General features: G+C 70.6%; 24 protein-coding genes. 9 read left to right on the top strand and 15 right to left on the bottom strand.

Annotation, left to right across the window (positions count from 1 at the left end):
• Positions 1 to 47: 47 nt before the first annotated feature.
• Positions 48 to 629, top strand: a complete 582-nt coding sequence (locus HQQ88_RS12105) for a hypothetical protein (protein ID WP_123938870.1) — start codon at positions 48 to 50, stop codon at positions 627 to 629.
• Positions 630 to 678: 49 nt separating this feature from the next.
• Here HQQ88_RS12105 and HQQ88_RS12100 read toward each other — a convergent pair whose 3' ends face one another.
• The 7 genes from HQQ88_RS12100 to HQQ88_RS12070 form a co-directional block, all read right to left on the bottom strand.
• Positions 679 to 2331 carry an ABC transporter ATP-binding protein gene (locus HQQ88_RS12100; protein ID WP_173169556.1) on the bottom strand — a complete coding sequence of 551 codons (1653 nt, stop codon included), beginning with the start codon at positions 2329 to 2331 and terminating at the stop codon, positions 679 to 681.
• A complete protein-coding gene (locus HQQ88_RS12095) occupies positions 2328 to 2894 on the bottom strand; it encodes a GbsR/MarR family transcriptional regulator (RefSeq protein ID WP_131845425.1) in 567 nt (188 codons plus the stop codon). The genes HQQ88_RS12100 and HQQ88_RS12095 overlap by 4 nt, the downstream gene beginning before the upstream one ends.
• On the bottom strand, positions 2891 to 4300 hold the full coding sequence (locus HQQ88_RS12090; RefSeq protein ID WP_367917014.1) for a serine hydrolase: 1410 nt from the start codon (positions 4298 to 4300) through the stop codon (positions 2891 to 2893). The genes HQQ88_RS12095 and HQQ88_RS12090 overlap by 4 nt, the downstream gene beginning before the upstream one ends.
• Before the next feature lie 84 nt (positions 4301 to 4384).
• The gene (locus HQQ88_RS12085) at positions 4385 to 5275 is read right to left on the bottom strand and encodes an ABC transporter permease (protein ID WP_111086776.1); all 891 of its coding nucleotides are present in this window, start codon (positions 5273 to 5275) and stop codon (positions 4385 to 4387) included.
• Positions 5272 to 6213 carry an ABC transporter permease gene (locus HQQ88_RS12080; protein ID WP_123341105.1) on the bottom strand — a complete coding sequence of 314 codons (942 nt, stop codon included), beginning with the start codon at positions 6211 to 6213 and terminating at the stop codon, positions 5272 to 5274. The genes HQQ88_RS12085 and HQQ88_RS12080 overlap by 4 nt, the downstream gene beginning before the upstream one ends.
• Entirely contained in the window at positions 6213 to 7640 is a 1428-nt protein-coding gene (locus HQQ88_RS12075) for a M14 family zinc carboxypeptidase (protein ID WP_173169555.1), read from the bottom strand. The genes HQQ88_RS12080 and HQQ88_RS12075 overlap by 1 nt, the downstream gene beginning before the upstream one ends.
• Before the next feature lie 11 nt (positions 7641 to 7651).
• Positions 7652 to 9238 carry an ABC transporter substrate-binding protein gene (locus HQQ88_RS12070; protein WP_216834645.1) on the bottom strand — a complete coding sequence of 529 codons (1587 nt, stop codon included), beginning with the start codon at positions 9236 to 9238 and terminating at the stop codon, positions 7652 to 7654.
• Positions 9239 to 9396: 158 nt separating this feature from the next.
• Here HQQ88_RS12070 and HQQ88_RS12065 point away from each other — a divergent pair, with 158 nt between their 5' ends.
• Together HQQ88_RS12065 and HQQ88_RS12060 are read left to right on the top strand one after the other, a co-directional pair.
• On the top strand, positions 9397 to 10056 hold the full coding sequence (locus tag HQQ88_RS12065) for an FMN-binding negative transcriptional regulator (RefSeq protein WP_123938875.1): 660 nt from the start codon (positions 9397 to 9399) through the stop codon (positions 10054 to 10056).
• Positions 10053 to 11522: an amidohydrolase family protein gene (locus HQQ88_RS12060; RefSeq protein WP_173169554.1), complete on the top strand. Its 1470-nt coding sequence runs from the start codon at positions 10053 to 10055 to the stop codon at positions 11520 to 11522. The genes HQQ88_RS12065 and HQQ88_RS12060 overlap by 4 nt, the downstream gene beginning before the upstream one ends.
• A 6-nt stretch (positions 11523 to 11528) precedes the next feature.
• Here the strand turns inward: HQQ88_RS12060 and HQQ88_RS12055 are convergent, their stop codons facing one another.
• From HQQ88_RS12055 to HQQ88_RS12045, 3 genes are read right to left on the bottom strand one after another with little or no spacing between them, the layout of a single operon-like run.
• Complete coding sequence (locus HQQ88_RS12055) at positions 11529 to 12458, bottom strand: Fpg/Nei family DNA glycosylase (RefSeq protein ID WP_123293993.1); 930 nt, start codon at positions 12456 to 12458, stop codon at positions 11529 to 11531.
• 9 nt (positions 12459 to 12467) lie between these two features.
• Positions 12468 to 12965 (bottom strand): ribose-5-phosphate isomerase, encoded by a 498-nt coding sequence (locus HQQ88_RS12050; RefSeq protein ID WP_123293994.1) that lies wholly within the window; start codon positions 12963 to 12965, stop codon positions 12468 to 12470.
• A 22-nt stretch (positions 12966 to 12987) separates the two neighbouring features.
• Entirely contained in the window at positions 12988 to 13596 is a 609-nt protein-coding gene (locus tag HQQ88_RS12045) for an XRE family transcriptional regulator (protein WP_123673322.1), read from the bottom strand.
• Between HQQ88_RS12045 and HQQ88_RS12040 the strand changes: the two genes are divergently transcribed.
• The gene (locus HQQ88_RS12040) at positions 13595 to 14122 is read left to right on the top strand and encodes a GNAT family N-acetyltransferase (RefSeq protein WP_134194110.1); all 528 of its coding nucleotides are present in this window, start codon (positions 13595 to 13597) and stop codon (positions 14120 to 14122) included. The two genes, HQQ88_RS12045 and HQQ88_RS12040, sit on opposite strands and share 2 nt — an antisense overlap.
• Before the next feature lie 58 nt (positions 14123 to 14180).
• On the opposite strand, the gene HQQ88_RS12035 is transcribed toward HQQ88_RS12040, so the two are convergent.
• On the bottom strand, positions 14181 to 14780 hold the full coding sequence (locus HQQ88_RS12035) for a DsbA family protein (RefSeq protein ID WP_367917017.1): 600 nt from the start codon (positions 14778 to 14780) through the stop codon (positions 14181 to 14183).
• Between the two features lie 200 nt (positions 14781 to 14980).
• Between HQQ88_RS12035 and pepN the strand changes: the two genes are divergently transcribed.
• The 3 genes from pepN (at position 14981) to HQQ88_RS12020 (ending at position 19205) form a co-directional block, all read left to right on the top strand.
• Entirely contained in the window at positions 14981 to 17560 is a 2580-nt protein-coding gene (pepN, locus tag HQQ88_RS12030; protein ID WP_173169552.1) for an aminopeptidase N, read from the top strand.
• Positions 17561 to 17637: 77 nt separating this feature from the next.
• Positions 17638 to 18705, top strand: a complete 1068-nt coding sequence (locus tag HQQ88_RS12025; protein WP_123938881.1) for a mechanosensitive ion channel family protein — start codon at positions 17638 to 17640, stop codon at positions 18703 to 18705.
• A complete protein-coding gene (locus HQQ88_RS12020) occupies positions 18702 to 19205 on the top strand; it encodes a globin (RefSeq protein WP_279388202.1) in 504 nt (167 codons plus the stop codon). Before HQQ88_RS12025 ends, HQQ88_RS12020 begins: the two co-directional genes overlap by 4 nt.
• Positions 19206 to 19385: 180 nt before the next feature.
• Here the strand turns inward: HQQ88_RS12020 and HQQ88_RS12015 are convergent, their stop codons facing one another.
• Positions 19386 to 20228, bottom strand: coding sequence for an NAD-dependent epimerase/dehydratase family protein (locus HQQ88_RS12015; RefSeq protein WP_173169551.1), 843 nt, complete (start codon positions 20226 to 20228; stop codon positions 19386 to 19388).
• Between the two features lie 37 nt (positions 20229 to 20265).
• Positions 20266 to 20967, bottom strand: a complete 702-nt coding sequence (locus HQQ88_RS12010; RefSeq protein WP_111086787.1) for a hypothetical protein — start codon at positions 20965 to 20967, stop codon at positions 20266 to 20268.
• A 47-nt stretch (positions 20968 to 21014) separates the two neighbouring features.
• Between HQQ88_RS12010 and HQQ88_RS12005 the strand changes: the two genes are divergently transcribed.
• Complete coding sequence (locus tag HQQ88_RS12005) at positions 21015 to 21878, top strand: acyl-CoA thioesterase II (protein WP_123294002.1); 864 nt, start codon at positions 21015 to 21017, stop codon at positions 21876 to 21878.
• Here HQQ88_RS12005 and HQQ88_RS12000 read toward each other — a convergent pair.
• On the bottom strand, positions 21865 to 22320 hold the full coding sequence (locus tag HQQ88_RS12000; RefSeq protein ID WP_123673308.1) for a thioesterase family protein: 456 nt from the start codon (positions 22318 to 22320) through the stop codon (positions 21865 to 21867). The genes HQQ88_RS12005 and HQQ88_RS12000 overlap by 14 nt on opposite strands.
• Positions 22321 to 22352: 32 nt before the next feature.
• Positions 22353 to 24038 carry an energy-dependent translational throttle protein EttA gene (ettA, locus tag HQQ88_RS11995; protein WP_111086790.1) on the bottom strand — a complete coding sequence of 562 codons (1686 nt, stop codon included), beginning with the start codon at positions 24036 to 24038 and terminating at the stop codon, positions 22353 to 22355.
• A gap of 190 nt (positions 24039 to 24228) precedes the next feature.
• On the opposite strand from ettA, the gene HQQ88_RS11990 reads away from it, so the two are divergent.
• The gene (locus HQQ88_RS11990; protein ID WP_134194106.1) at positions 24229 to 24954 is read left to right on the top strand and encodes a hypothetical protein; all 726 of its coding nucleotides are present in this window, start codon (positions 24229 to 24231) and stop codon (positions 24952 to 24954) included.
• Positions 24955 to 24964: the final 10 nt, after the last annotated feature.

Here is a 24964-nt window from a genome sequence, read left to right as displayed (position 1 = left end):
ACAGAACATGCTTTCCCCGTCGCGCGGGCTGCGCGTAGTGTGCGGGCATGCAGAACATCACGGGGGTTCGGGTGGTCTCGGCCGCGGCGGTCGTCGCAGCCGTCGTGTTCGGGGCGCGTGGACTGGTGGGGACGATTTGGCTCGCGCCGTGGGACCTGCCGAACGGACTGCTCCTCGTCGCCACGGTGGTGGCCGGGCTGGCGGGTGCGGTCGTGCTCGTCGCGGCGGTGCGGGCGAAGGACCGACGGGCGCTCGCGTTCGCGGTGTCGGTCCTGGCGTTCGCGCTCCTGTGGCCGGCGCCGGGTTGGGCCACCGCGGTGCTCGTCGTCGTCGCGCAGGGTGCACTCGTGGCGTTCGGCGTGCTGACCGTACGGAACGAGGACGGCGCGCAGCGGGCCTTCGGCTGGGTCGTCACCGTGGCGGCGTCGCTGTGGTTCGTCAGCGCGCTGCTGTCGAACGCGGTGCTCCTCACGGCGCTGCCGCAGGAGGCACTCGGCATCGCGTTCTCCGTCCCGGGGCTGCTGCAGACCGTGGCCTACCTGGCGGCGACGGTGCTCGTCGCGGTCCCGCTCCTGCGTCCGGTGGGCCGGGGCGTGAACGCGCTCTGGGCCTCGGCCGAGGTGCGCTGACTCCGCAACGACGCTGAGACCGCAGGGCCGCTGAGCCGGCGAGCGCCCGTCAGCCGGCCCGTGCCGCCAGGCGCTCGGATCGGCGCACTGCCTGCTCGTCCGGGTCCGGCACCGGCGCGGCCTGGATGAGTCGACGCGTGTAGGGGTCCTGCGGCGACCGGAGGATGGCGTCGCGACTCCCCTGCTCGGCGACCTTCCCGCCGTGCAGCACGACGACCCGGTCGCACAGCGTGTCGACCACGGCGAGGTCGTGGGTGACGAACAGGCACGCGAAGCCGAGGCGTTCCTGCAGCTCACGGAAGACGTCGAGCACCCGGGCCTGCACCGAGACGTCGAGGGCGCTCGTCGGCTCGTCGGCGATGAGCAGTGCGGGGTCGAGTGCGACGGCGCGGGCGATCGCGACGCGCTGCCGTTGTCCGCCGGAGAGCTCGTGCGGGAAGCGCTCGCGGTACCCGCCGTCCAGGCCGACGTCGGCGAGCAGCCGGTCCACCCGTTCGTCGATCTGGGCCGACGGCAGGCGCAGGATCTGCCGGAGCGGCTCGGCGACGGTCTGTCCGACCGTGTAGCGCGGGTTGAGCGACCGGAGCGGGTTCTGGAAGACCACGCCGACGTGTCGCCGCATCTCCCGGCGCGCTGCTCGCCGGGCGACTGCCACGTCGGTGCCCTCGACGACGACCGAACCGGACGTGATCGGTGCGAGCCCCACGGCGGCGCGGCCGATGGTGGTCTTGCCGCTGCCGGACTCGCCCACGAGTCCGACGATCTCACCGCGACCGACCGTGAACGACACGTCGTCGACCGCGCGGAACCGCCCGCGCAGTGCACCGCCGTACTCGACCACGAGGTGCCGGACGTCGAGGACGATCGATGGAGCCTCCGTGACGGGGTCGACCCGCGCCTCCCGGCCGACCTCGGTGCCCATGCGTGGGACCGCAGCGAGCAGGTCACGGGTGTAGTCGGCGGACGGTGCGGCGAAGACCGCGGCGACGGTGCCCGTCTCGACGACGCGACCGCGGCGCATGACGACCACGCGGTCGGCGATGTCGGCGACGACGCCCATGTCGTGGGTGATGAGGAGGATCGCGGTGCCGGTGCGTCCGCGCAGCGCACGCAGGACGTCGAGCACCTCGGCCTGCACCGTGACGTCGAGTGCGGTCGTCGGCTCGTCGGCGATGAGCAGGTCGGGGTCGGCGGCGAGCGCCATCGCGATCATCACCCGCTGCGCCTGTCCGCCGGAGAGCTCGTGCGGGTACTGGCCGAGCCGGCGTTCGGGTTCCGGCACCTCGACGGCACGCAGGAGTTCGAGCGAACGGTGCCGGACGGCGGCGCGGTCGTGCGACGCGTCGGCGCGGCGGACGGCCTCGGCCAGCTGGAACCCGACCGTGAACACCGGGTTGAGCGCGGCCGACGGGTCCTGGAAGATCATCGACACGCTGCGGCCGCGGACCCCGCGCAGGGTGCGCTCGTCGGTGCCGAGCACCTCGAGGTCGCCGAGCCGGATGCTGCCGGAGGACCGCGCGCCGTCCGGCGCGATCCCCATCGCCGTCATCGCGGTCATGCTCTTGCCGGATCCGGACTCCCCGACGACGGCGACGACCTCGCCGCGGCCGACGGTGAACGAGGCGTCGTCGACCGCGCGGACCTCGGCGCCGTCGACGTCGAAGGTCACGGACAGGTGGTCGACGGTCAGGACGTCGGTCATGGGGTCTCCGAGCGGTCGGTGCGGTCGCGGGCGGCCTTGAACGCCTCCCAGTCCTCGAGCATCTTGTGGTGGTGGCCCTGCAACCACTGCATGTAGTCGCGGCCGTTGAGCAGGCGCTCGCGGACCTCGGCGTCGACGTCGCCCGCCCCGGTGCGGCCGGCGTGCTCGACCACCGCCAGGCCGTGTCCGATGATGTCGCGCTGCCGGTCGAGGTACTTCCGTTCCCCGGCGAGCCAGGAGCCCCAGACGTCGGCCTCGGCGCGGAAGTAGTGGCTGCGCTCGCCGGCGACGATCTGCCGCTTCACGAACCCGGAGTCGACGAGCCGGCGCGTCGCCATCGAGACCGAACCCGAGCTGGCGCCGAGCGCGCGTTGGAGATCGGCGGACGACGAGTGCGGCGCGCGGGTCATCATGAGGTAGCCGAGCACGCGGGCGTCGGTGAGCGCCATGCCCGCACCGTCGTTGAGCATGAGGGCGAACTCCTCGACGAACGCCTGACGCTCGGGTTCGAGCACGACGTCGTCGTGCCCGACACCGACGCCCCGACCGTCGACGTCGCTCACGGTGCCAGCCCTGCCGCGACCTCGGGCGACTCGGTCGGGATCGTCCACGGTTCCTCGGTCATGCCACCGCCGGCGCGGATCGACCGGACGGCGCCGTCGGCGTCGCGCGTGAAGGTGATGTCCTCGTCGACCGAGCCGAAGCGGTTGCCGTGCGTCATCCGGAGCGTGTCCGCGTCGACGACCTCGAGCCGGGTCGGGGTGTCGAGCGGTTCGGGTCCGGACGGGTCGACCTCGACGAGCCGGTCGCCGATGCGGGCGATGTCGCTGACGCCCCACGGGTTGGCGAAGCGTCCGGTGTACGCGGCGGTGTCGACGTCGTCGGGCACGGGGGTGCCCGGCGCGGACGTGTCCGCCGCGGCGTCGAGCATCTGCACGACGGCGGTGGCGATGAGGGTGGCGGGCCCGGCGGCGGCGCTCGTCATGACGGACACGACGAGTCCGGACGCCGGGTCGAACAGCGACTGCGTGATGTGCCCGGGGAACCCGCCCGAGTGGCCGCGGACGTCGCGGCCGCCGATGCGGTCGACGATGAACCCGGCGCCGTAGCCGCGGGCGGCCGGGTCGTCGGTGGCGCTCCAGGCCTTGCGCTGCGCGAGTCGCTTCGAGTGGTCGTCGAGCAGGCTGCCGGCCCCGATGACGTGCTGCGAGAAGTACTTGACCAGGTCGGAGGCGGTGCCGTGGAACCCGGTGGCGGCGGCCATGGCGTGGGTGTCCACGTGGTCGATGCGCTGCCGCTGCCGCGCGGTGTGGAACCCGGTGTACCCGACCACGAAGTCGTCGGCGCGCGTGGGGTCCCAGTCCGGGCCGGTGTTCCGCAGGCCCAGGGGTTCGGTGATCGACTCGCGGACGAAGTCGTTGTAGGACTGCCCGGAGACCGCGGCGATGACGAGCCCGAGCAGCGAGTAGCCGAGGTTCGAGTAGTTGAACGACGACCCGGTGGGGACCTTCTGGCCGCGGTCGAGCACGAGTGCCAGCAGCTCCTGCTCGTCGGGGAACGGGCGCAGAAGCGACCAGTAGTCGCCGTCGTGGCCGTCGCGGATGACCCCGGCGCCCATCTCCATGAGCTCACGGATCGTGGCGTCGGCGAGCGGGGAGCCGCCGTGGACCAGCGCCGGGACGTACGTGCCGACGGTGTCGTCGAGCCGGAGCGACCCGCGCTCGGCGAGCTGGAGCAGTGCCGTCGCGGTGAAGGTCTTCGAGTGCGAGGCGATGCGGAACAGGTCGGTGGTGGTCAGGCGACGCCCGGCCTCGACGTCGGCGTAGCCCCAGGCCTCGTCGAACAGCACCTCGCCGCCGAACCCGATGGCGACCTGCACGCCCGGCACCCGCAGCTGCCAGACCTTGTACGACACCCACTCGTGGATGTAGGGCAGGGTCTTCCGGTACGCGGAGAGGGTGTCGGTCACGGTGGTCCTTTCGAAGGGCGGTGGTTCGAGTCTGGCGCGTCGGTCGCGACGGTGCCCACCGCGACGCGGCGTGCACCGTGCCGGTCAGCGCCGACGCGGGTCGAGCGCGGCGCGCAGCGTGTCGCCGAGCGCGATGACGGAGAGCACCGTGACGGCGAGGAACGCCGCGGGTGCGATGAGCATGTGCGGGGCGCGGAGGAACTGCGACGTCGCGGCGGAGAGCTGCAGCCCCCACGAGATCGCCGGGCTCTCGAGCCCGATGCCGAGGTAGGTCAGCGACGACTCGGACACGATGACGCCGCCGACGGTGATGGTCGCGAGCACGAGCAGCGGCGAGATCGACGACGGCAGCACGTACCGGGTGGTGATCCGCCAGGTGGACAGCCCCATCGTGCGGGCGGCGAGCACGAACTCGGCGTTCCGCACGCTGCGGACGCTCGACCGCACGAGCCGGGCCATCGTCGGCCACCCGAACAGCGCGAGCACGAGCGACACCGTCAGCACGGACCGCTCCCCCACGCTGTTGAGCACCACGACGGCGCCGAGCAGGAACGGGAAGCCGAGGAACACGTCGGTCAGGCGGGCGAGCACGGCGTCGACCCAGCCGCCGACCATGCCGGCGATCGTCCCGACGACGACCGCGACCATGCCGGCGAGCACGGTGGTGAGCACCGCGACGGCGATCGACGACCGGGTGCCGTACACGACGTTGGCGTACACGTCGCAGCCCTGCAGGTCGAAGCCGAACGGGTGCCCGCTGGTCGGCGAGGCGCCGCTCTGCCCGAGGTCGCACACCCGGGGGTCGCCGTGGCCGAACAGTCCGGCGAACAGCTGCGGGAACGACGCGACGAGCAGCACGACGACCAGGACCGAAGCGGGGACCCAGAAGCCGGGGGTCCGGGCCGCGGCCAACAGGGGTCGGCGGCGACCGCCGACGACGGGTTCGACGGTGGCGCTGAGCGCTGAGGTGGTCATGCGGCTGCTCCGGTCCGGACGCGGGGGTCGAGGGCGGCGTGCAGCAGGTCGACGAGCACGCTCGTGACGAGGAACACCAGGATGAGCGCGGTCGAGATGCCGACGACGACGGCGCCCTCGTGCGACCGGATGCCCTGGAACAGCAGGTTCCCGACGCCGGGCAGGTTGAAGATGCCCTCGATGATCACGGTGCCGCCCATCAGGTACCCGAGGTCGGTCGCCAGGTAGGTGGCGGTGGGGATGAGCGAGTTCCGCATCACGTGCACGCCGACGATCCGACCGGGTGCGAGCCCCTTGGCCCGTGCGGTCCGGACGTAGTCGGCGTCGAGCGTCTCGATCATCGAGGTGCGGGTGAGCCGGGACACCGCTGCGAGGCCGAAGAGCGCGATGACGAACGCCGGCAGGATGTACGCCGTCGGCCAGCCCGCGGTGACGCCGGCGACCGGGAACCAGTGCAGCCGCACCGAGAACACGAGCTGCAGGGCGACGCCGAGGACGAACACCGGGATCGCACCGACGACGATGGTGCCGACCAGCACCGTCTTGTCGAGGGCGGTCCCGCGCTTCAGGGCGGAGAGCACCCCGAGCCCGATGCCCAGGACGATCTCGAGGGCCCACGCGGTGAGCGCCAGGGTGATCGTGACGGGCCACCGCGAGGCCATCTGCTCGCCGACGGACTGCCCGTTGAAGTCGGTGCCGAAGTCGCCGCGGAACAGTCCGCCGAGGTACTGCACGTACTGCAGCCAGAGCGGCTGGTCCAGGTGGTACTCGGCCCGGAGCGTGCGGACGACCGCGTCGCTGAGCGGCCGGTCGCCGCCGAGCGCCCGGATCGGGTCACCGGGCAGCGCGAACGTCATCGCGTAGATGAGGAACGTCACCCCGAGGAACACGATGGCCAGGCCGCCGAGCCGACGACCGACGGCGAGCGTCGGACGCATCACGCGCCTCCCGACCTGCTCGTGGTGACCAGGGGCGGACGGGAGGCGCGGGTCGGGTCCGCACTGTGCCTTCCGTCGTCGCCTTCGGCGACGTGGCTCGCGCAGGCGAGGATCGCCCCGTACTGCACCCCCACCAGTTTCCGCACCGGGATCGGGTCCGCCTCGGTGGCGGCGTCCGCCTGCCAGTGCGCGTAGCGCTCCGCCAGGCGGTCGCGCAGGCGCCGGAGCGGCGCGGACGCCGTACCGGCGGTGGTCTCCGCCTCGAACGCGCGGAGCAGCATGCCGCCGTAGCGCAGCCGGAAGCAGCGGACCAGGTCCTCGCAGCCGAAGCGCTCCGCGACGGTGGCCCGCCGGTCGGCCGGCTCGCGGTCGGCCCGGCGGCGGTCGGTGTCCGCCGTGCCGACGAGCATCGGCACGAAGGCCCGCGATGCCTCGAGGAACGGCGACGCGATCGACAGCATCGGAGACGCCTCGTCGAGCAGCTGCTGGAGTTCCTCGCCCGAGGCGCCGAGCTCGGCGGAGCAGCGCCGCAGCAGGTCGGCGTAGGACTCGTCGGTCGAGGTCTGGTCGTCGGCGTCCGGGTGGCTCCAGTACGGCAGTTCGGCCACCATGCACAGTGCTCCGTGCCGCATCGCCCACGCCGCACTCGACGCACCGTGGATGTGCTCGCCCGGGTCGACCCCGAGTCCTTCGAGGTAGTCGTACGCGGTCTCGATCCCGTCCATCGCGAACACCGCGGGGGCGAGTTCGCGCAGGAACGGCGACTCGGGCTCCCCGGTGTCGAGCGGCAGCCCGAGCGCGGCGGGGACCGCGTGCAGGGTGTCGACGACGTCGGGCAGGTCCTCGGACAGGTAGTAGTAGACCCCGCCCATCTCGCCGTTGTGCAGCGACACCAGCAGGTCCGGCTCGGTGTCGTCGATGAGCCGCATGAACGCGAGCGTCTCCGGCAGCACCTGGTCGAAGTACACCGACTTGTGGCTGTTCGGGAACGTCCACTCCACCTGGCTGTCCGGTGCCGGGCGGTAGAAGTGCCGCGAGTAGAACACCCGGTCGTGCGGGTCGTGGAACCACGCCTCGTTGAGCCGCATGCCGTCCGGGTCGATCGTCGGGACGATGTGCCAGGTGACGTCGAGCGCACGGGCGTCGTCGTCGGTGAGCACCGTCTCGGCGAGGTGCAGGGCCGTCCACGAACCGATCGGTTCGTTCGGGTGCACGCCGCCGACCACGACGGCGCCGTGCGACCCGGTGCCGATCCGGTAGGAGTGCAGTGGTTCGCCGAGCCGGCTGGTGCCGATCCGGGTGACCGTGACCTGGTCCGGGTGGGACGCTGCGAGCGCGTCGAACCGGGCGTGCAGGTCGTCGACGAGCGGGAAGCCGTCGTGGTCGGGGACCTCGGCCGCCAGGCGGAGGATGGTGCGCTGGTCCATGTGGTGGTGCCCTACTTCACGGCGATCTGCGCGACGACCGGGCTGCCGGCGACCGCGGGGAGCTTCGTGACCTTGTCACTCGTGACGTACGAGTACTTGTCGAAGAAGGTCGGGACGACGGGGAAGTCCTCGAGCACGGCCTCCTGCGTCTTCGTGTAGTACTCGTTCGCCTCGTCCTGCGAGCCGGCGGAGTCGGCCTTCGCCAGCAGCGCGTCGACGGTGTCGGACTGGTAGTACCCGGTGCAGGGCGAGCAGCCTCCGGCCAGGGTGAACAGGGCGCGGAGGGTGTTCTGCTGACTGATGTACAGCGCACCCCAGTGACCGAAGTGCGGGCCGGCGACCTTCTTGTCCGTCAGCTCGGAGTAGTACGAGGCCCAGTCGGTGGTGGCCTTCGCGACGGTGTCGACGCCCAGGTTCTGCCGGATCTGGTTGGCGTACGCCTCGTAGAGCGAGTCGAGGCCGCTGCCGCCGGGGTAGACGAGCGTGATCGTGCCGTCGAAGCCGCCGGACTTCGCCAGGAGCTGCTTCGCCGCCGCGGGGTCGAACTCGCACGCGTCGCCGCAGATGCCCTCTTCGGTGCCGGACATCGACGGGGGCGTGAGTGCGGTGGCCGGTTCGTACAGGCCGCCGTAGATTGCCGTGTTCACCTCGTCGCGGTCGATCGACATCGAGATCGCGCGACGGACGTCGGGGTCGGAGTACCGGTCGTCCCAGAGCGGGAAGCCGAGGTAGTCGATGCCGGGGGCGTCGAAGGAGTGCAGTCGGTCGCCGAAGTCGGCCTTCGCGCTCGTCATCTTGTCGGTCGGCAGGAACAGCACGTCGGCGTTGCCCGCGAGGACGTCGGTGTAGGCGGTGTTCATGTCGGAGTAGCTCCGGAACGTGACGTCCTTGGTGACCGGCTTCGTGCCCTCGTAGTCCTTCCACGCGGTGACGGTGAACTCCTTGTCCGCCTTCCACGCCGACTGCATCTCGTAGGGGCCGTTCCCGATCGGCTTCTCGTCGTACGCCTTCAGGTCCTCGTAGGCGGCCGACGGCATCGGGTAGAACGCCGTCTGGGCCTGGCTGAGCTGCAGCGGGAACTGGCTGTCGGCGTGGGTGAGCGTCACCGTGAAGGTGTCCTTGCCGGTGACCTGCAGCCCCGACATCTCCTTCGTCTTCGGGGTGCCCTTCGCCGGGTTGAGGTCCGTGTACCCGACGATCGCGGCGAGCTGCCCGCTGTTCTCCCACGCGTTGGGGCCGTAGGCGACGTGGTTCCAGGCCTTCACGTAGCTCTCCGGGGTGACGGCCTCGCCGTTCTGGAACGTCCAGCCGTCCCGGAGGGTGATGGTCCACGTGGTGGCGTCGTCGCTCTCGACGCTCTTCGCGGCGACGTCGTGGAGCTCGCCCTTCGCGTCGGTCTGCGTCAGCGGTGCGAACAGGCTCTGCACCTGGTCGAACGCGACGGTCTGTCGTCCGGGCGTCAGGTGGTCGGGCTCGCCGGTGGCGTACACCAGGCTCGATCCGCCGGCGGAGTCGGCCGTGCCGCTCGCCGAACAGCCGGTCACCACGAGCGCCAGTGTGGCTGCCGTGGCCAGGGCGGCGATGGTCCTGCGTCGCATGGGGGTCTCCTCGGGTCGTCGTTGATGAGTGAAGCTAGGCCCGTTCGAGCACCCGGCACAATGCTTCTTTCAATGAACTCTGAAACTTTTACCGTTCTGAAACACTTGCGAAACGACAGGTGTCGCGCTCGACCGGGGCCGTGTGCCACGCTCGGACCATGCGGCACACACCCCACTTCCTGATGACGGACGTCGACGAGGTCAAGCGCCTCGTCGCCGGCAACCCGTGGGCCACGATCGTGTCGCACACCGACGCCGGGATCGTCGCGTCGCACTACCCGTTCCTGCTCGAGACACCGGGGCCGGACGACGACCCCGACCAGGTCGTCCTCGTCTCGCACGTCGGCCGCCCCGACGAACTCGCGCACGAACTCGGCCGCCATGAGGTCCTGGTCGTGGTGCAGGGTCCGCACGGCTACGTCTCCCCCGCCTGGTATCCGCCCGAGCAGTTCGTCCCGACCTGGAACCACGTGACCGCCCACCTGTGGGGCACGCCGGAGCTGCTGTCCGACGACGAGAACTTCCGGGTGCTCGGCGAGCTCGTCGACCACTTCGAGCGCGTCATGCCCGAGCCGGTGTCCCTCGAGATCGACGAGGAGACCGCGCGCCGGATGGCGAAGGGCACCGTCGGCATCCGGATCCGGGTCACCCGGTTCGACGCCCGCGCGAAGCTCTCCCAGAACAAGGCCCCCGAGGTCGTCGACCGCATCATCGCGGGGCTGCGCGGCGACGGCCCCTACGCGTCGCCGGCGCTCGCCGACGAGATGGAGCGGGTCCGGTCCGTCGGGCCCACGACGGACAGCCGGGAGGCGCGATGACCGAGATCCTGCTCCGCACCGTCCGCAGGGTGGGCACCTCCGGGGCCCCTGCCGACGTCCGCATCACCGACGGCCTGGTCACCGAGATCGCGCCGGCCGGCACGCTCGACCCCGCCGGCCCCGACACCGAGGTCGTCGACGCCGCCGGCGCCTGGCTCGGCCCCGGCCTCCGCGACCACCACACGCACTTCGACCAGTGGGCGCTGGTGCGCCGCCGCGTCGACGTCTCCGGCTGCGACTCCGCGGAGTCGACCGCCGACCTCCTCGCCGCGGTCGCGCGGACCGGGGTGCCGGACCGCGTGCTGATCGGACACGGCTACCGCGACGGGTTGTGGCCGACCCCCGCACGACGCGAGCTGCTCGACCAGGCCGCACCGGGCCTCCCGACCGTCGTCATCAGCGGTGACCTGCACGCCGTCTGGTGCAACGCCCTCGCGCTCGCGCACTTCTCCGCACTCGTCGGCCGGCCGCTCGAGGCGGGTGACGACGGGATCCTGCGCGAGCAGGACGCCTTCGACGTGACCGGTGCGCTCTCGCAGGTGCCGGACGACCTGCTCGACGGGTACGTCGCCGACGCCGCGGAGGCCGCTGCCGCGCGCGGTGTGACGGGCATCGTCGACCTCGAGATGCGCTTCGGCCTCGACCGCTGGGCGCGCCGGATCCACGCCGGCACCGACGCACTCCGGGTGGCGTCCGGCGTCTACCCGGCCGAACTCGACGCGGCGATCTACCGCGGACTCCGCACCGGCGACGTCGTGGACCGGACCCGCGGCCTGCTCACGATGGGGCCGTTCAAGGTCGTCACCGACGGCTCGCTCGGCACCCGGACCGCAGCCATGACCGACGGCTCCGGCGTGCTGGCGTGGGAGTTCGACGACCTCGTCGCGATCACCCGCCGAGCCGTCGACGCCGGACTCGTCCCCGCCATCCACGCCATCGGCGACCGCGCGAACACCCTCGCGCTCGACGTCTTCGAAGCCGTCGGCGCCCGCGGCACCATCGAGCACGCGCAACTGCTCGTCGACACCGACGTCGACCGGTTCGCCAGGCTCGGGGTGGCCGCCTCGGTGCAGCCCGAGCACGCCATGGACGACCGCGACATCGCCGACCGGCACTGGGCCGGTCGCACCGACCGTGCCTTCGCGTTCGCGTCGCTCGCCCGAGCCGGCGCCCGGCTGCTGCTCGGGTCGGACGCCCCCGTCGCGCCGCTCGACCCGTGGATCTCGATGGCCGCGGCCGTCGGACGCGACCGGGACGGCCGCGACCCGTGGCACCCCGCCGAACGGCTCTCCGCGCTCGCCGCGTGGCAGGGGTCCACGGACGGTCGGGTCAGCGTCGCGGTCGGCGACGTCGCAGACCTGGTGCTCGTCGAGTCGGACCCGCTGGCGGCGTCGTCGTCCTCGTTGCGGTCGATGCGGGTGCTCGCGACCGCGATCGCCGGACGGTTCACGTACTCAGAGCTCTGAAGCGCGCTACTTCTGGTCCTTCGGGCACCAGTAGAGCTTCCGACCGGCCATGTCGGCCACCCGGATCTCGGTGCCGCACACCCGGCAGGGCTCACCCTGGCGGTGGTAGACCCAGTGCCGGTCCTTGCGCGACCGCTGCGCCTTCTTGTACTCGGCGTCGGACAGGCCGTCCATCGTCATCATCAGGCCGTCGCGGACGCCGTCGTGCAGCAGCTTCGACCAGTCCGCCCACAGCGCCTTCGCCTGCTTGACGGTGATCTTCTTGCCGACCTTGTACGGGTCGATGCGCTGCCGGAACAGCAGTTCGGCCCGGTAGATGTTGCCGATGCCGCTCACCACGGACTGGTCCATGAGCAGCTGGCCGATGGCGACGTTCCGCTTCCGGACGTTGTCCACGAACGTCTTCTCGGCCTCGGGACCGTCGTCGTTCATCGGGTCGGGGCCGAGCTTGTCGAGGGCACGCTGCACCTCGGCCGGGGTCTCCACCACGCAGGCCGTCGGGCCGCGCAGGTCGGCGACGGTGTCCTCGGTCAGGATCCGGACGCGCACCTGGCCGACGGGGTCCGGCGGGAAGGACTCGATCGGGTCCTCGACCTTCTCCTGCTCGGCCATCCGGTACCGCGCCAGTCGGGGTGCGCCGATCGACGTGAGGGACTCCTCGCCGTCGTCGTCGGCGGACAGCGCCGTGGCGGTCGACAGGTCGCCGGCGAAGTCCCACGCGCCGTAGAGCCCGAGGTGGACGCGCAGGAACAGGTCGCCCTCGAACTCGAGGAACATCTGCTTCGCCACGGCACGGGCGGCGATCATCCGCTTGCCGTCGAGCTGAGCGGCCCCGGCGGCGAACCGCCCCTGCGGACTGGACACCTCGCAGCGCTTGCCGACGAAGTGCCGGGTGAACTGGTTGGCGATTCGGTGGACGGAGTGACCCTCGGGCATGGGACCTGTCTACTCGGCCGAGCCGTCGATCTGCTTGCCGGCGATGTGCCCCGTCTGCTCGTACTCGGCCAGCTGCGCGATGCGGCGCGCGTGACGCTCCTCGCCCGAGAACGGCTCGGCGATGAACAGGTCGACGAAGCGGATCGCTTCGTCCTCGGTGTGCTGGCGCGCACCGATCGAGATGACGTTGGCGTCGTTGTGCTGGCGTGCGAGGAGTGCGGTCGACTCGTTCCAGACGAGCGCTGCGCGGACGCCCTCGACCTTGTTCGCGGCGATCTGCTCACCGTTGCCGGAGCCGCCGAACACGACGCCGAGCGCCTGGACGCCGGCTCGCTGGTCCTGCACCACGGCGTGCGCGGCGTTGATGCAGAACGAGGGGTAGTCGTCGAGCGCGTCGTACTCGGTCGGTCCGTGGTCCACGACCTCGTGACCGGCTTCGGTCAGGTGCGTTGCGAGGGTCTGGTTGAACTCGAGGCCGGCGTGGTCCGTTCCGAGGTGGATGCGCATGGAACCGATCCTATTCCTGCGACTACTGCCCCCGGACCACCACGACGACGTACCGCGTGGGCCCCTCGCCCGGGTTCCGGTAGACCACGTCGGCGGGGTCACCGAGCTCGATCCGGTCCCCCGCGGCGAGCCGCGTCGGCTCGCCGCCGACGACGAGCTCGAGCACGCCGTCGACCACCCAGATGCAGTGCCGCAGGAACGCGTAGGCGGACGCCGGGTAGGCCACTTCGCGGCCGGCCGGGAGGCGCACCTCGGTGACGTCCGCGGGGAACGCCGCACTCGAGACCGGACGGCGGCGGTACCCGGTGTCGGGATCGGTCCAGGACTCCGCGGTCGCGCCGCGTTGGATGCCGCGTGCGTCGTCGGGGTCGGTCGCCCTGGGCACCTCGTGCTCGAGGGCCTCGTCGAGGAGCTGCGAGATCGTCAGGCCGAAGGCGCCGGAGAGCCGGCCGAGGATCGTCGCGGTGGGGCTCGACACCCCGCGCTCGACGCGGTTGATCATCGCGCGGGAGACACCGGACTCCTCGGCGAGCTCGGTGAGGCTCCACTTGCGTTCGGTGCGCAGGCGCTGGAGGCGCTCGCCGAGGGCACGTTCCGCGAGACCCGGCTCGTCGTCTACGATGTGAGACATGACGACAGCATATGCGACGAGCGGGACGGATCCGGTCGTGGTGCGCGATTGCGGACCCGGCGACCTCGACGTCGTGCACGCCCTGCACGTCGACGCCGTGCTGCACTCCACCGCCATCTGGCAGGAGACCCCGCACCCCCGCGCCTACTTCGACGGCTGGCTGGCCGAGCGGCAGGGCGACGGGTACCCGGTGCTCGTCGCCGAGGTCGGCGGCACCGTGGCCGGGTACGCCACGTACTCGCAGTGGCGGCCGCACCACGGGTACCGGCTGACCGTCGAGCACAGCGTCTACGTGGTCGAGTCGTTCCGCGGTCGGGGCATCGCCTCGACCCTGATGCGGTCGCTCGTCGAGCGGGCGACCGCCGAGGGCCGGCACGTCATGATGGCCGGGATCTGCAGCACGAACACCGGGTCGATCGCGCTGCACGAGAAGCTCGGGTTCAGCACGGTCGCGGTCGTGCCCGAGGTCGGACGCAAGTTCGACCGCTGGCTGGACCTGACGCTCATGCGCCTGCCCCTCGCCTGACGCGAGCCGAGGGGCGGGGGCGGGGGCGAGCCGCGCCTCCCGTCCGCTTGCCGGAGCGTCAGGCGGTGGTGTCGAAGACCGGGCCGACGGTGCGCGAGCGCTTGAGCTCGAAGAAGCCGGGGTACTTCGCCACGGCGACGACGCCGTCCCACAGGTCGAGCGCTTCCTGGCCCTTGGGTGCCGGGGAGATGACCGGGCCGAAGAACGCGGTGCCGGCGACGGCGATGACGGGCGTGCCGACGTCCTGTCCGACGCGGTCGATGCCGTCCTGGTGGCTGACACGCACGGCGGCGTCGACCTCGTCCGTCCAGGCGTAGTCGAGCAGGTCGGCGTCGAGGCCGAGTTCCGCGAGCACGGCGGGGACCACCTGGTCGGGGTCCTGCTCCTGGCGGTGGTGGATGTGCTCACCGAGGGCGTCGTAGAGCGGCTTGACGATGTCCTGGCCGAGCCGGAGCCGCGCCGCCGTGACGATGCGCGGGTAGAGCTGCCCCTTGTGGATGCGCTCGCGGTACTCGTCGGGGATGTCCTGGTCCTCGTTCAGGACGAACAGGCTCATCACCTTCCACGTGACGTCGAGGTCGCGGTGCTCGGCGACCTCGCCCACCCAGCGGCTCGTCATCCAGGCCCAGGGGCAGTTCGGGTCGAACCAGAACTCCACGGTGGTGCGTTCGGTCGGGTGTTCCGTCGTGTGTTCCGTCGTGTGTTCCGTCGTCTTGTCCACAGTCGTCTCGCTCACGCTCCGAGCGTACGCGGCGTCGCTAGGCTGGGGATGACCGTCCCGCCGGTGCACGACGCCGTGCCGGGACTCCCCCTCGCGGACCACGATCGTCCGCGTCCTCAGCGAAGATGGAGCGTTGCGTGCCCGGAGAGAACCTCACCAGAACCGAAGCCCAGGAACGTGCCGGCATCGTCAGCGTGCAGACGTACGACGTCGAGCTCGACCTGACCCGCGGCGCCGAGACGTTCGGCAGCACCACCCGCGTGCGCTTCACCGCGACCGCCGGTGCGTCCACGTTCATCGACGCGATCACGAAGACCGTGCACTCCGTCACCCTGAACGACACGGCGCTCGACGTTGCCGCGGTGAACGACGGCGTCCGCATCCAGCTCGACGACCTGCAGGAGCAGAACGAGCTCGTGGTCGTCAGCGACGCGCTGTACACGAACACCGGCGAGGGCCTGCACCGCTTCGTCGACCCCGTGGACGACGAGGTGTACCTGTACTCCCAGTTCGAGGTCCCCGACTCGCGCCGCATGTTCGCGGTGTTCGAGCAGCCCGACCTCAAGGCACAGTTCTCCTTCACCGTGACGGCGCCGTCACGGTGGCAGGTCGTGTCGAACTCCCCGACGCCCGAGCCCCACGTCGACGGTGAGAACGCAACCTGGGCCTTCCCGCCCACCGCGACCATCTCGAGCTACATCACCGCGCTCATCGCCGGCCCGTACGAGGTCGTCCGCGACGAACTCACGAGCAGCGACGGCCGCACCATCCCGCTCGGCGTCTTCGCGCGCAAGTCGCTGGCCGAGTACCTCGACCCCGAGTACGTCTTCGAGACCACGAAGAAGGGCTTCGCCTACTACGAGGAGAAGTTCGACGTCCCGTACCCGTTCGAGAAGTACGACCAGCTCTTCGTGCCGGAGTTCAACGCCGGCGCGATGGAGAACGCGGGCGCGGTCACGTTCACCGAGACCTACGTCTTCCGCTCGAAGGTGACCGACGCCATCAAGGAGCGCCGGGTCGTCACGATCCTGCACGAGCTCGCCCACATGTGGTTCGGCGACCTCGTCACCATGAAGTGGTGGAACGACCTGTGGCTGAACGAGTCGTTCGCCGAGTGGGCCTCCACGATCGCCACCGCCGAGGCCACCGAGTGGACCGAGGCCTGGACCACGTTCCAGGCGATGGAGAAGTCCTGGGCATACCGCCAGGACCAGCTGCCCTCGACCCACCCGATCGTCGCGACGATCAACGACCTCGAGGACGTCCAGGTCAACTTCGACGGCATCACGTACGCCAAGGGCGGTTCCGTCCTGAAGCAGCTCGTGGCGTGGGTCGGCATCGACGCGTTCTTCGCCGGCGTCTCGGCCTACTTCAAGAAGCACCACCACTCGAACACCGAGCTGCGCGACCTGCTCGTCGAGCTCGAGGCCACCAGCGGCCGTGACCTGTCCGAGTGGTCGAAGCTCTGGCTCGAGACCGCGGGCGTCAACACGCTCCGCCCGGAGATCGAGGTCGACGCGTCCGGCGCGATCACCTCGTTCTCCGTCCTGCAGGAAGCGCCGGCCGACTACCCGACGCTCCGCCCGCACCGTCTGGCCATCGGCGTCTACTCCTTCGGGACGGACGACTCCGCGCCGTTCGGTGCCGACACCGCGTCGTCCGGCGGCAAGCTCGAGCGCGTGCACCGCGTCGAGATCGACGTCGACGGCGCACGCACCGAGGTCCCCGAGCTCGTCGGCGTGCAGCGCGGCGACCTCGTGCTCCTCAACGACGACGACCTGGCCTACGCCAAGATCCGTCTCGACGAGCAGTCCCGCACGACGGCGATCGAGCACCTCGCGGCCATCGCGAACCCGCTCGCCCGCTCCATCGTGTGGGGTGCGATGTGGGACGCCACGCGCGACGCCGAATCGCCCGCCAGCGACTACGTCCGGCTCGCGCTCGGCAACATCGCGACCGAGTCCGAGTCGACGACCATCCGCACGACCCTGTCGCAGCTGCTCCTGACGACGCGCAACTACGTGGCGCCGTCGAAGGTCGACGCCACGGTCCGCACGGTGGGCGAGACGCTCTGGCAGCTCGCGGCCTCGGCCGAGGCCGGCTCGGACGCCCAGTTCCAGTTCGTGAAGTTCTTCGCGCAGATCGCGTCGACACCCGAGCACGTCGCCACCCTGCAGGGGCTGCGCGACGGTTCGGTCACACTGAACGGGCTCGAGATCGACACCGACCTGCGCTGGGAGCTGCTCGAGGGCCTCGTGCTCGCCGGTGCCGCCTCCGATGCCGAGGTCGACGCCGAACTCGCGGCCGACAAGACCGCGTCGGGTGAGCAGGCCGCGGCCCGCGCCCGTGCGACGATCCCGACCGCCGAGGGCAAGCTGGCCGCCTTCGCATCGCTCGTCGACTCCTCCGAGCTGCCGAACGCGATCGTGCGCCAGACCACGGTCGGGTTCCAGCACGTGAACAGCCCCGTCGTGCTCGAAGGCCTCGTGCCGAAGTACTTCGAGGTACTCACCCGCATCTGGGCCGAGCGCAGCTACCACATGGCCGACACCATCGTCTCGGGCCTCTACCCGGCGCCGCTCGCGTCGGCCGAGCTCCGCGACGCCGCCCACGCGTGGCTCGAGGCGCACCCGGAGACCCCGGCGCTGCGGCGCATCGTGTCCGAGAGCGTCGCGGGCACGGAGCGTGCGCTCCGGGTGCAGGCTGCCGACGCCTGAGCTCGAGTGACTGATCGGCGGGGTCTTGGCGTTCCTCATGGAACGCCGAGGCCCCGCCCTCTAGCATCGACCGGATCATGAGCCTCGCTGCAACCACCGATGAGACCACGAAGGCCGTCTCCAACGCCTTCACCGACTTCGTCACCACCTGGCACGACGCGATCGTCATCGTGATCACGATCCTCGTCGCGATCATCCTCCGGCTGATCCTGCGCCGAGTGATCCGTCAGGTCGTCGACCGCGTTGTCTCCGGCGTCAAGAAGCGACAGGGAGCGACCGACACGCAGGCGCTCATCGCGTCGCCGGTGCAGACCGCACGCGTCGTGCAGCGCACCCGCACACTCGGGAGTGTCCTGCAGAACCTGGCCACGGTCATCGTCGTGGTGATCGCCCTGGTCGTGATCATCCCGCTCCTGGTGCCGAACGCCGCCGTCGGCATCGTCGGTGGCGCGTCGCTCGTCGCCGCGGGCCTCGCCGTCGGCGCGCAGTCGATCGTGAAGGACCTGCTCTCCGGCATCTTCATGATCCTCGAGGACCAGGCCGGCGTCGGCGACGTCGTCGACACCGGGCAGGCCACCGGCGTCGTCGAGAACGTCGGACTCCGTGTCATGCAGGTGCGTGACGTCAACGGGATCCTGTGGTTCGTGCCGAACGGGCAGATCCTGCGCGTCGGCAACCTGTCCCAGGGCTGGTCGCGCGTCCTCGTCGACATCACCGTCCCCTACGACACCGACATCGACGCCGTGCAGGACGCCCTGCTCGCGGCCGCCGTCACCATGTCGCAGGAGCCCCGCTGGCGCCAGCGCATCGTCGAGAAGCCCGAGATCTGGGGGCTGCAGTCGGTCTCCCCCGACGGCATGGTGTTCCGCCTCGTCGTGAAGACCCGCGCCTCCGAACTCGACGTCGTCGGCCGCGAACTCCGCGCCCGCCTGAAGCACGCCGTCGACGAGATCGGAGTCACCCTGCCGGCGATGGCGATGATCATGCCCGAGGGCTGGGAGAACGCGACCTCGATCAACGGGCTGCGGTCGGTGCAGACGCGTCCCACCCCGGCACCGACCAAGCCGCGCCGCCCCAAGCGCAACGTGCTCGGGCAACCCATCCGGACCGACGACCACCACGACGGCGGGAAGGACCCCCAGTGACCGATCCCACACCTCCGAGCAGCGGTCCCGGCGGGGCTGGCCTCGGCATGCCCGGCGTGCCCGGCGTGCCGGGTGTTCCGGCACAGCCGATCACGCTGCGGGTCGGCGAGCACGGGGTCTCGGCCACCGGATCGCTCTTCGACCGCATCGGTGGCGCCCCGACCTTCGACCGGCTCGTGCGCCGCTTCTACGAGGGCGTGCAGCAGGACGACGTCATCTGGCCGATGTACCCGGCCGACGACCTCGAGGGCGCGATCTGGCGCCTGTCGGCCTTCCTGCAGCAGTACTGGGGCGGGCCGGGCACCTACAGCGAGGAACGCGGACACCCCCGGCTCCGGATGCGGCACAACCCGTTCCGCATCACGTCCGAGGCCCGCGAGCGCTGGCTGCACCACATGCGCGAGGCCGTCGAGTCCCTGCAGCTCGCACCCCTCGACGAGGCCGAGCTCTGGGCGTACCTCGACCGCGCCGCGCACGCCATGACGAACACCTTCGACTGACGCCTGCTCTTCAGCCGCGCAGGTTCCGACTGCCGCCCAGGTTCCGACTGCCGCCCAGGTTCCGAAATCTGCACATCTCGGCGCCGCCTCGTGCCGTTCGTGGAACCTCAGCGAACGGCGCGCGGCGTGTAGTGGAACCTCGGCGGCGCTGACGCCGTCGTCGAGGGCCGTTCGTCGTCCTCAGCGCGCGTACGAGCCGGTGGCGAGGTCCTGGACCAGGGACGGGTGCGTCGGGTTCCAGCCGAAGGCGGAGCGGGCGTGGGCTCCGGACGCCTCCTGGTGCAGGAGCAGCGCGTCGGCGAAGGCCCCACCGAGTCGCTCGCGCGAAGCATCGACGCTCTCGGCCACGACCGGTGCGCCGTGCGCCCCCGCTTCGGCGAGTTCGCGCACCGTCGGGTTGTCCCCGGTCGCGGCGACGATGTACCCGTCCTGCTCGGCACGCTCCAGCGCGAGGACGTAGAGCTCGCCGAGGTCGTCGACGTGCACCGTGGTCCAGCGCTGCGAGCCGTCACCGACCAGCGTGACCGGCTGGGTGCCGTCGCTGACGAACATCGCGGGGATGCCGGCACCTCGCCCGTACACGATGCCCGGGGCGACGATCGTGGTCCGCACGTCGCTCGCCCGCACGGCAGCCTCGTTCGCCGTGCGCCACGACGTCAGCTCGGGCGGATCGATCGGCGACTGCTCGGAGATGTCCGTCGAGTTGCCGAACGTGAAGATGCCGCCGGTGTGCACGAACGGCTTCGGTGTGCCGGCGGACGCGCGAAGGACCGTCGCGGTGAAGTCCGGGTCGACGTCGGGCGCGGACGCCGTGTGGACGACGCCATCGGTCTCGTGCACCAGTCGTTCGACGACCTCGGTGTCGGTGACGTCCCCGACGATGGCGTGCCCACCGGCGTCACGCACGTGCTGCGCCTTCTCGTCGGAGCGGACGATGGCGGTCACCCCGTGCCCGTGGGCGACGAGGGCGCGGAGGACAGAGGAACCGATGTACCCGGACGCACCGGTGAGCAAGACGTGCATGCGGCCAGCCAACCACCTGGCCAGGACGTGACGTTCGCTACAGGTTCAGGGTCCAGGCGCGGCGTTTGACGAGCACGTGCCCGCGCGACGTCGTCAGACGGCTCCACGGACCCGTCTCGAACAGGCGGACCGGGTCGTGCCCGAGGAAGCCGAGGCTCTCCCCCGCGAAGCCTGCACCAGCGGGCAGGTGCTCGATGCCCGGCACCGGACGGCCCCAGACCTCGGATCGCACCTTGCGGATGATCGCCTCGCCCGCGTTGGTCGGGACGGCGTCCGCGACCTCGGCGATGCCGTCACGGGTGGCGCGGCGCAGCAGCTCCGGCGAGACGTCGGGCAGCGGCACCCATCCGCCACGGGGCGGGGAGATCGCCGCCCACGTCACGGTGTGGACCTCGTGCGGGAGCTCGACCTCGATCGGGGTGGCCCGCGTCGGGTCGGCGCCGTCGGCGTGCTCGGCGTCCTGTGCCTCGGCGAGGAGCCGGAGCCGCTCGAGCAGGGACTGCAGCGGCACCACGGCGTCGATCGTCGCGGGCTCGGTGAGCGAGAACGTGCGGAGGCCGAGCACCGTCGGCAGCTCGTCGAGGAGTCCGAGGGGGTACAGGATCGCCGTGTAGACCGCGAGGACACCGGAGTCGGCGATGAACCGGACCGAACCGTCCTCGATCCGAGCGGCACGTCCGAGGTACGTGCGGAGGTCCCCGAGGGAGGCGGCGTCGGGAAGCGTGAACGAGGTGCCCATGTCGAACCGATCCTACCGGCGCACCCTGTGTTCGTAGACTGCACCACGTGAACGGCGAACCCGACTTCCTGCGGACACTCCGACTCGAGGACACCGGTGCGAGCACGGGAGAGACGATCCTCACCGGCGCGAACCACTGGTCCCCCGGCGGGCGGGTGTTCGGCGGCCAGGTGCTCGCCCAGTGCATCGTCGCTGCGCAGGCCACCATCGAGGGGCGTGACATCCACTCGATGCACGGGTACTTCCTGCGCCCCGGCGACATCGACGTGCCGATCACCTTCGGCGTCGAACGCATCCACGACGGCCGGTCCTTCGCGACACGGCGCGTGCAGGCCTACCAGCGCGGAGTTCCGATCTTCTCGATGATCGCGTCGTTCCAGGTGCCGGACACCGGGGTCGAGCACCAGGACCCGTACCCGGTGGACACGCCGTCACCGGAGTCGCTGCCGTCCGCCGCGTCGATCCTGTCCACCATCGACCACCCCGTCGCCAAGGCCTGGGCCGAGCGCTCGATCGACCTGCGGCACGTCGAGGGACCGGTGTTCGTCGACGTGCAGGGCGAGCACGTGCCGCACCAGGCGGTCTGGTTCCGTGTGCAGGGCGACCTGCCGGACGACCCGGCGCTGCACCGTGCGGTCCTCGGGTACGCCAGCGACCTGTCGATCCTCGAACCGATCATGCGGCGGCACGGCGTCGCCTGGGGCACGCCCGGCGTGAAGAGCGCCAGCCTCGACCACGCGATGTGGTGGCACCGCGACGGTCGGGCCGACGAGTGGATCCTGTACACGCAGGAGTCCCCCAGCGCCCAGGGCGGCCGGGGGCTCGCGTTCGGCCGGATGTTCTCCCGCGACGGACGCCTGCTGGCGACCGTGGCGCAGGAGGGCATGATGCGGGTCCCTACGGGCGGCTGAACTCCACCGGGGCCTCGAGGTACTGCTCGCACGCCGCACGCTCGGCCGCGGTCAGCCGCCGAGGTCGGTTCGTGGCGGCGTCCACCATGACGAGCGCGGTCGTCGCCCGGGTGTAGAGCTCGGCCGGCTGCTGCCCGACCGGCGACCAGACCTCGTACGACACGTCGACGCTCGCCCCACCGAGCCGCCCGATCCACATCTGGATGTCGAGCGGTTGGCGCAGGTACGGGATCGACGCGAGGTACTCGAGGCGCTGTCCGGCGATCACTGTCATCGTGCCGGAGCCCGGCCGACCGTCGATGATCGGCTCGGGCAGGCTGCCGTCCGCCGACAGCTCACCCGCGTCCGGACCCCAGAACCCCACGATGCGCGCCTCTTCGAGCAGGCGCAGCATCGCGGAGTTGTTGACGTGTCCGTAGGCGTCGATGTCGCTCCACCGCATGCGGATGGGAGCGTGCAGTCTCGCCACGCGGGTCAGTCGCGGGTGAGCTTGCGGTACGTCGCGCGCCCGGGCTTCGCGGCGTCGGCACCGAGGCGCTCGATCTTGTTCTCCTCGTACGCCTCGAAGTTGCCCTCGAACCAGTACCAGTTCGGCGTGCCGTCCTCGTTGAGGCCTTCCCACGCCAGGATGTGGGTCGCGATGCGGTCGAGGAACCACCGGTCGTGGGTGATGACCACGGCGCAACCGGGGTACTCGAGCAGGGCGTTCTCGAGGCTGCCGAGGGTCTCGACGTCCAGGTCGTTCGTCGGCTCGTCGAGGAGCAGCAGGTTGCCGCCCTGCTTGAGCGTCAGCGCGAGGTTCAGACGGTTGCGCTCACCACCGGACAGGATGCCGGCACGCTTCTGCTGGTCCGGGCCCTTGAACCCGAACTGCGAGACGTAGGCGCGGGACGGGATCTCGGTCTTGCCGACCTGGATGTAGTCGAGCCCGTCGGACACGACCTCCCACAGGTTCTTGTTCGGGTCGATGCCGCCACGGCTCTGGTCGACGTACGAGATGTCGACGGTGTCGCCGATCTTCAGCGTGCCGCCGTCGAGGGGCTCGAGCCCGACGATCGTCTTGAACAGCGTCGTCTTGCCGACACCGTTCGGGCCGATGACGCCGACGATGCCGTTGCGGGGCAGCGTGAACGACAGGTCACCGATGATGACGCGCTCACCGAACTGCTTGTGCAGCTTCTCGGCGTCGATGACCTGCGAGCCCAGACGCGGGCCCACGGGGATCACGATCTCCTCGAAGTCGAGCTTGCGGGTGCGCTCGGCCTCGGTGACCATCTCTTCGTACCGGGCGAGACGGGCCTTCGACTTCGCCTGACGACCCTTGGTGTTGCTGCGGACCCAGTCGAGCTCGGAGGACAGGCGCTTCGCGAGCTTCGCGTCCTTCTTGCCCTGCACCTCGAGGCGCGCACGCTTCTTCTCGAGGTACGTCGAGTAGTTGCCCTCGTACGGGTAGAGGCGACCACGGTCGACCTCGGCGATCCACTGGGCGACGTGGTCCAGGAAGTACCGGTCGTGGGTCACGGCCAGGACGGCACCGTGGTACTGCTGCAGGTGCTGCTCGAGCCACTGCACGCTCTCGGCGTCCAGGTGGTTGGTGGGCTCGTCGAGCAGCAGCAGGTCGGGCTTCTGGAGCAGGAGCTTGCAGAGCGCGACGCGACGCTTCTCACCGCCGGACAGGTGCGTGACGAGCTCGTCCCCCGGGGGGCACTGGAGCGCGGCCATGGCCTGCTCGAGCTGCGAGTCGAGGTCCCACGCGTCGGCGGCGTCGATCTCTTCCTGCAGCGTGCCCATCTCGGCGAGGAGCGCGTCGAAGTCGGCGTCGGGCTCGGCCATCAGTGCGGAGATCTCGTTGAAGCGGGCGAGCTTCGCGTGGATCTCGCCGACGCCTTCCTGGACGTTCTCGAGGACGGTCTTCGTCTCGTCGAGCTCCGGCTCCTGCATGAGGATGCCGACGGTGAAGCCCGGCGTGAGCTTCGCCTCACCGTTCGACGGCTGGTCGAGACCGGCCATGATCTTCAGGATCGTCGACTTGCCCGCACCGTTCGGTCCCACGACGCCGATCTTGGCGCCGGGGAGGAACGACATCGTGACGTCGTCGAGGATCAGCTTGTCGCCGACCGCCTTGCGGGCGCGGACCATCTGGTAGATGTACTCAGCCATATCGGCCCCAAGTGTAGTGACCCCGTCGGTGCGTCGCGCGCCCGGAACGGGATCGCCGCTTCGCGCACCCGGCGGGACGGGGGTCTGTCGGGATCCCTGGCGACGACGTAGGTTGTCCTCGCCAACCACCTCGGGGACCGTCGCTCACCACGACGCGGACCGATCCAGGATCACGGACGGGATGACAACCATGACCAGGCACGCCACACGACTGCGCCGACTCGCGCTCCCCTTCGTCGGAGCGATCGCGCTCACCGTCGCCCTCGTCGCACCGGCCGCGCCGGCATCGGCCGCCGGTGCCGTCCCGAAGGGCGACCCGTACCTGCTCTACACGGCGAGCATCAGCGCCAACGGGTCCGGCACGGGCTACTCGTCGTACATCAACGTCCACGACGCCCACAACAACGCCTACTCCTTCGGCATCCAGTCGGACAAGGGGTCCCCCGAGAGCAAGGGCAAGCCGCGCTACATCTGGGAGCGCGTGCAGAACGGCAAGTTCACCTACGGTTACCTCGGTCCGGCGACGAACAAGCTCACGCCGATCGGGATGCGCTGGTACAAGAACGACGTCGCGACGATGATCGTGAACCACAAGACGATCGGCACCCTCAAGCTCAACCTGGACGGCCGGCTGTTCTTCAACGCCGAGGCGAACGCCCGACTGAACGGCGACGTCGTGCACTCGACCGTGCAGAACACGCGCATCACCGTCGGCGACCGGAAGGGCCAGACCGGCCTGAACGGCACGTGGAACACGAGCTTCTCGTTCCGCGGGCTGAAGGCGACGCAGACGAACAAGCCGAGGATCCAGGGCGCGACCTTCAAGATCGACGGCCGGGTCGCCGGGCTGCCGCGCGGTGGGAACTGGGACACCGAGCAGGTGTCCGGCATCGCGATGATCGCGCAGAAGTGGTGACCGTCCGGCG

This window comes from Curtobacterium sp. VKM Ac-2861 (assembly GCF_013204965.1).
Classification (GTDB): domain Bacteria; phylum Actinomycetota; class Actinomycetes; order Actinomycetales; family Microbacteriaceae; genus Curtobacterium.
Note: the sequence above shows the minus strand (reverse complement) of the source record. Positions and strands in the feature narration are given on the sequence as shown.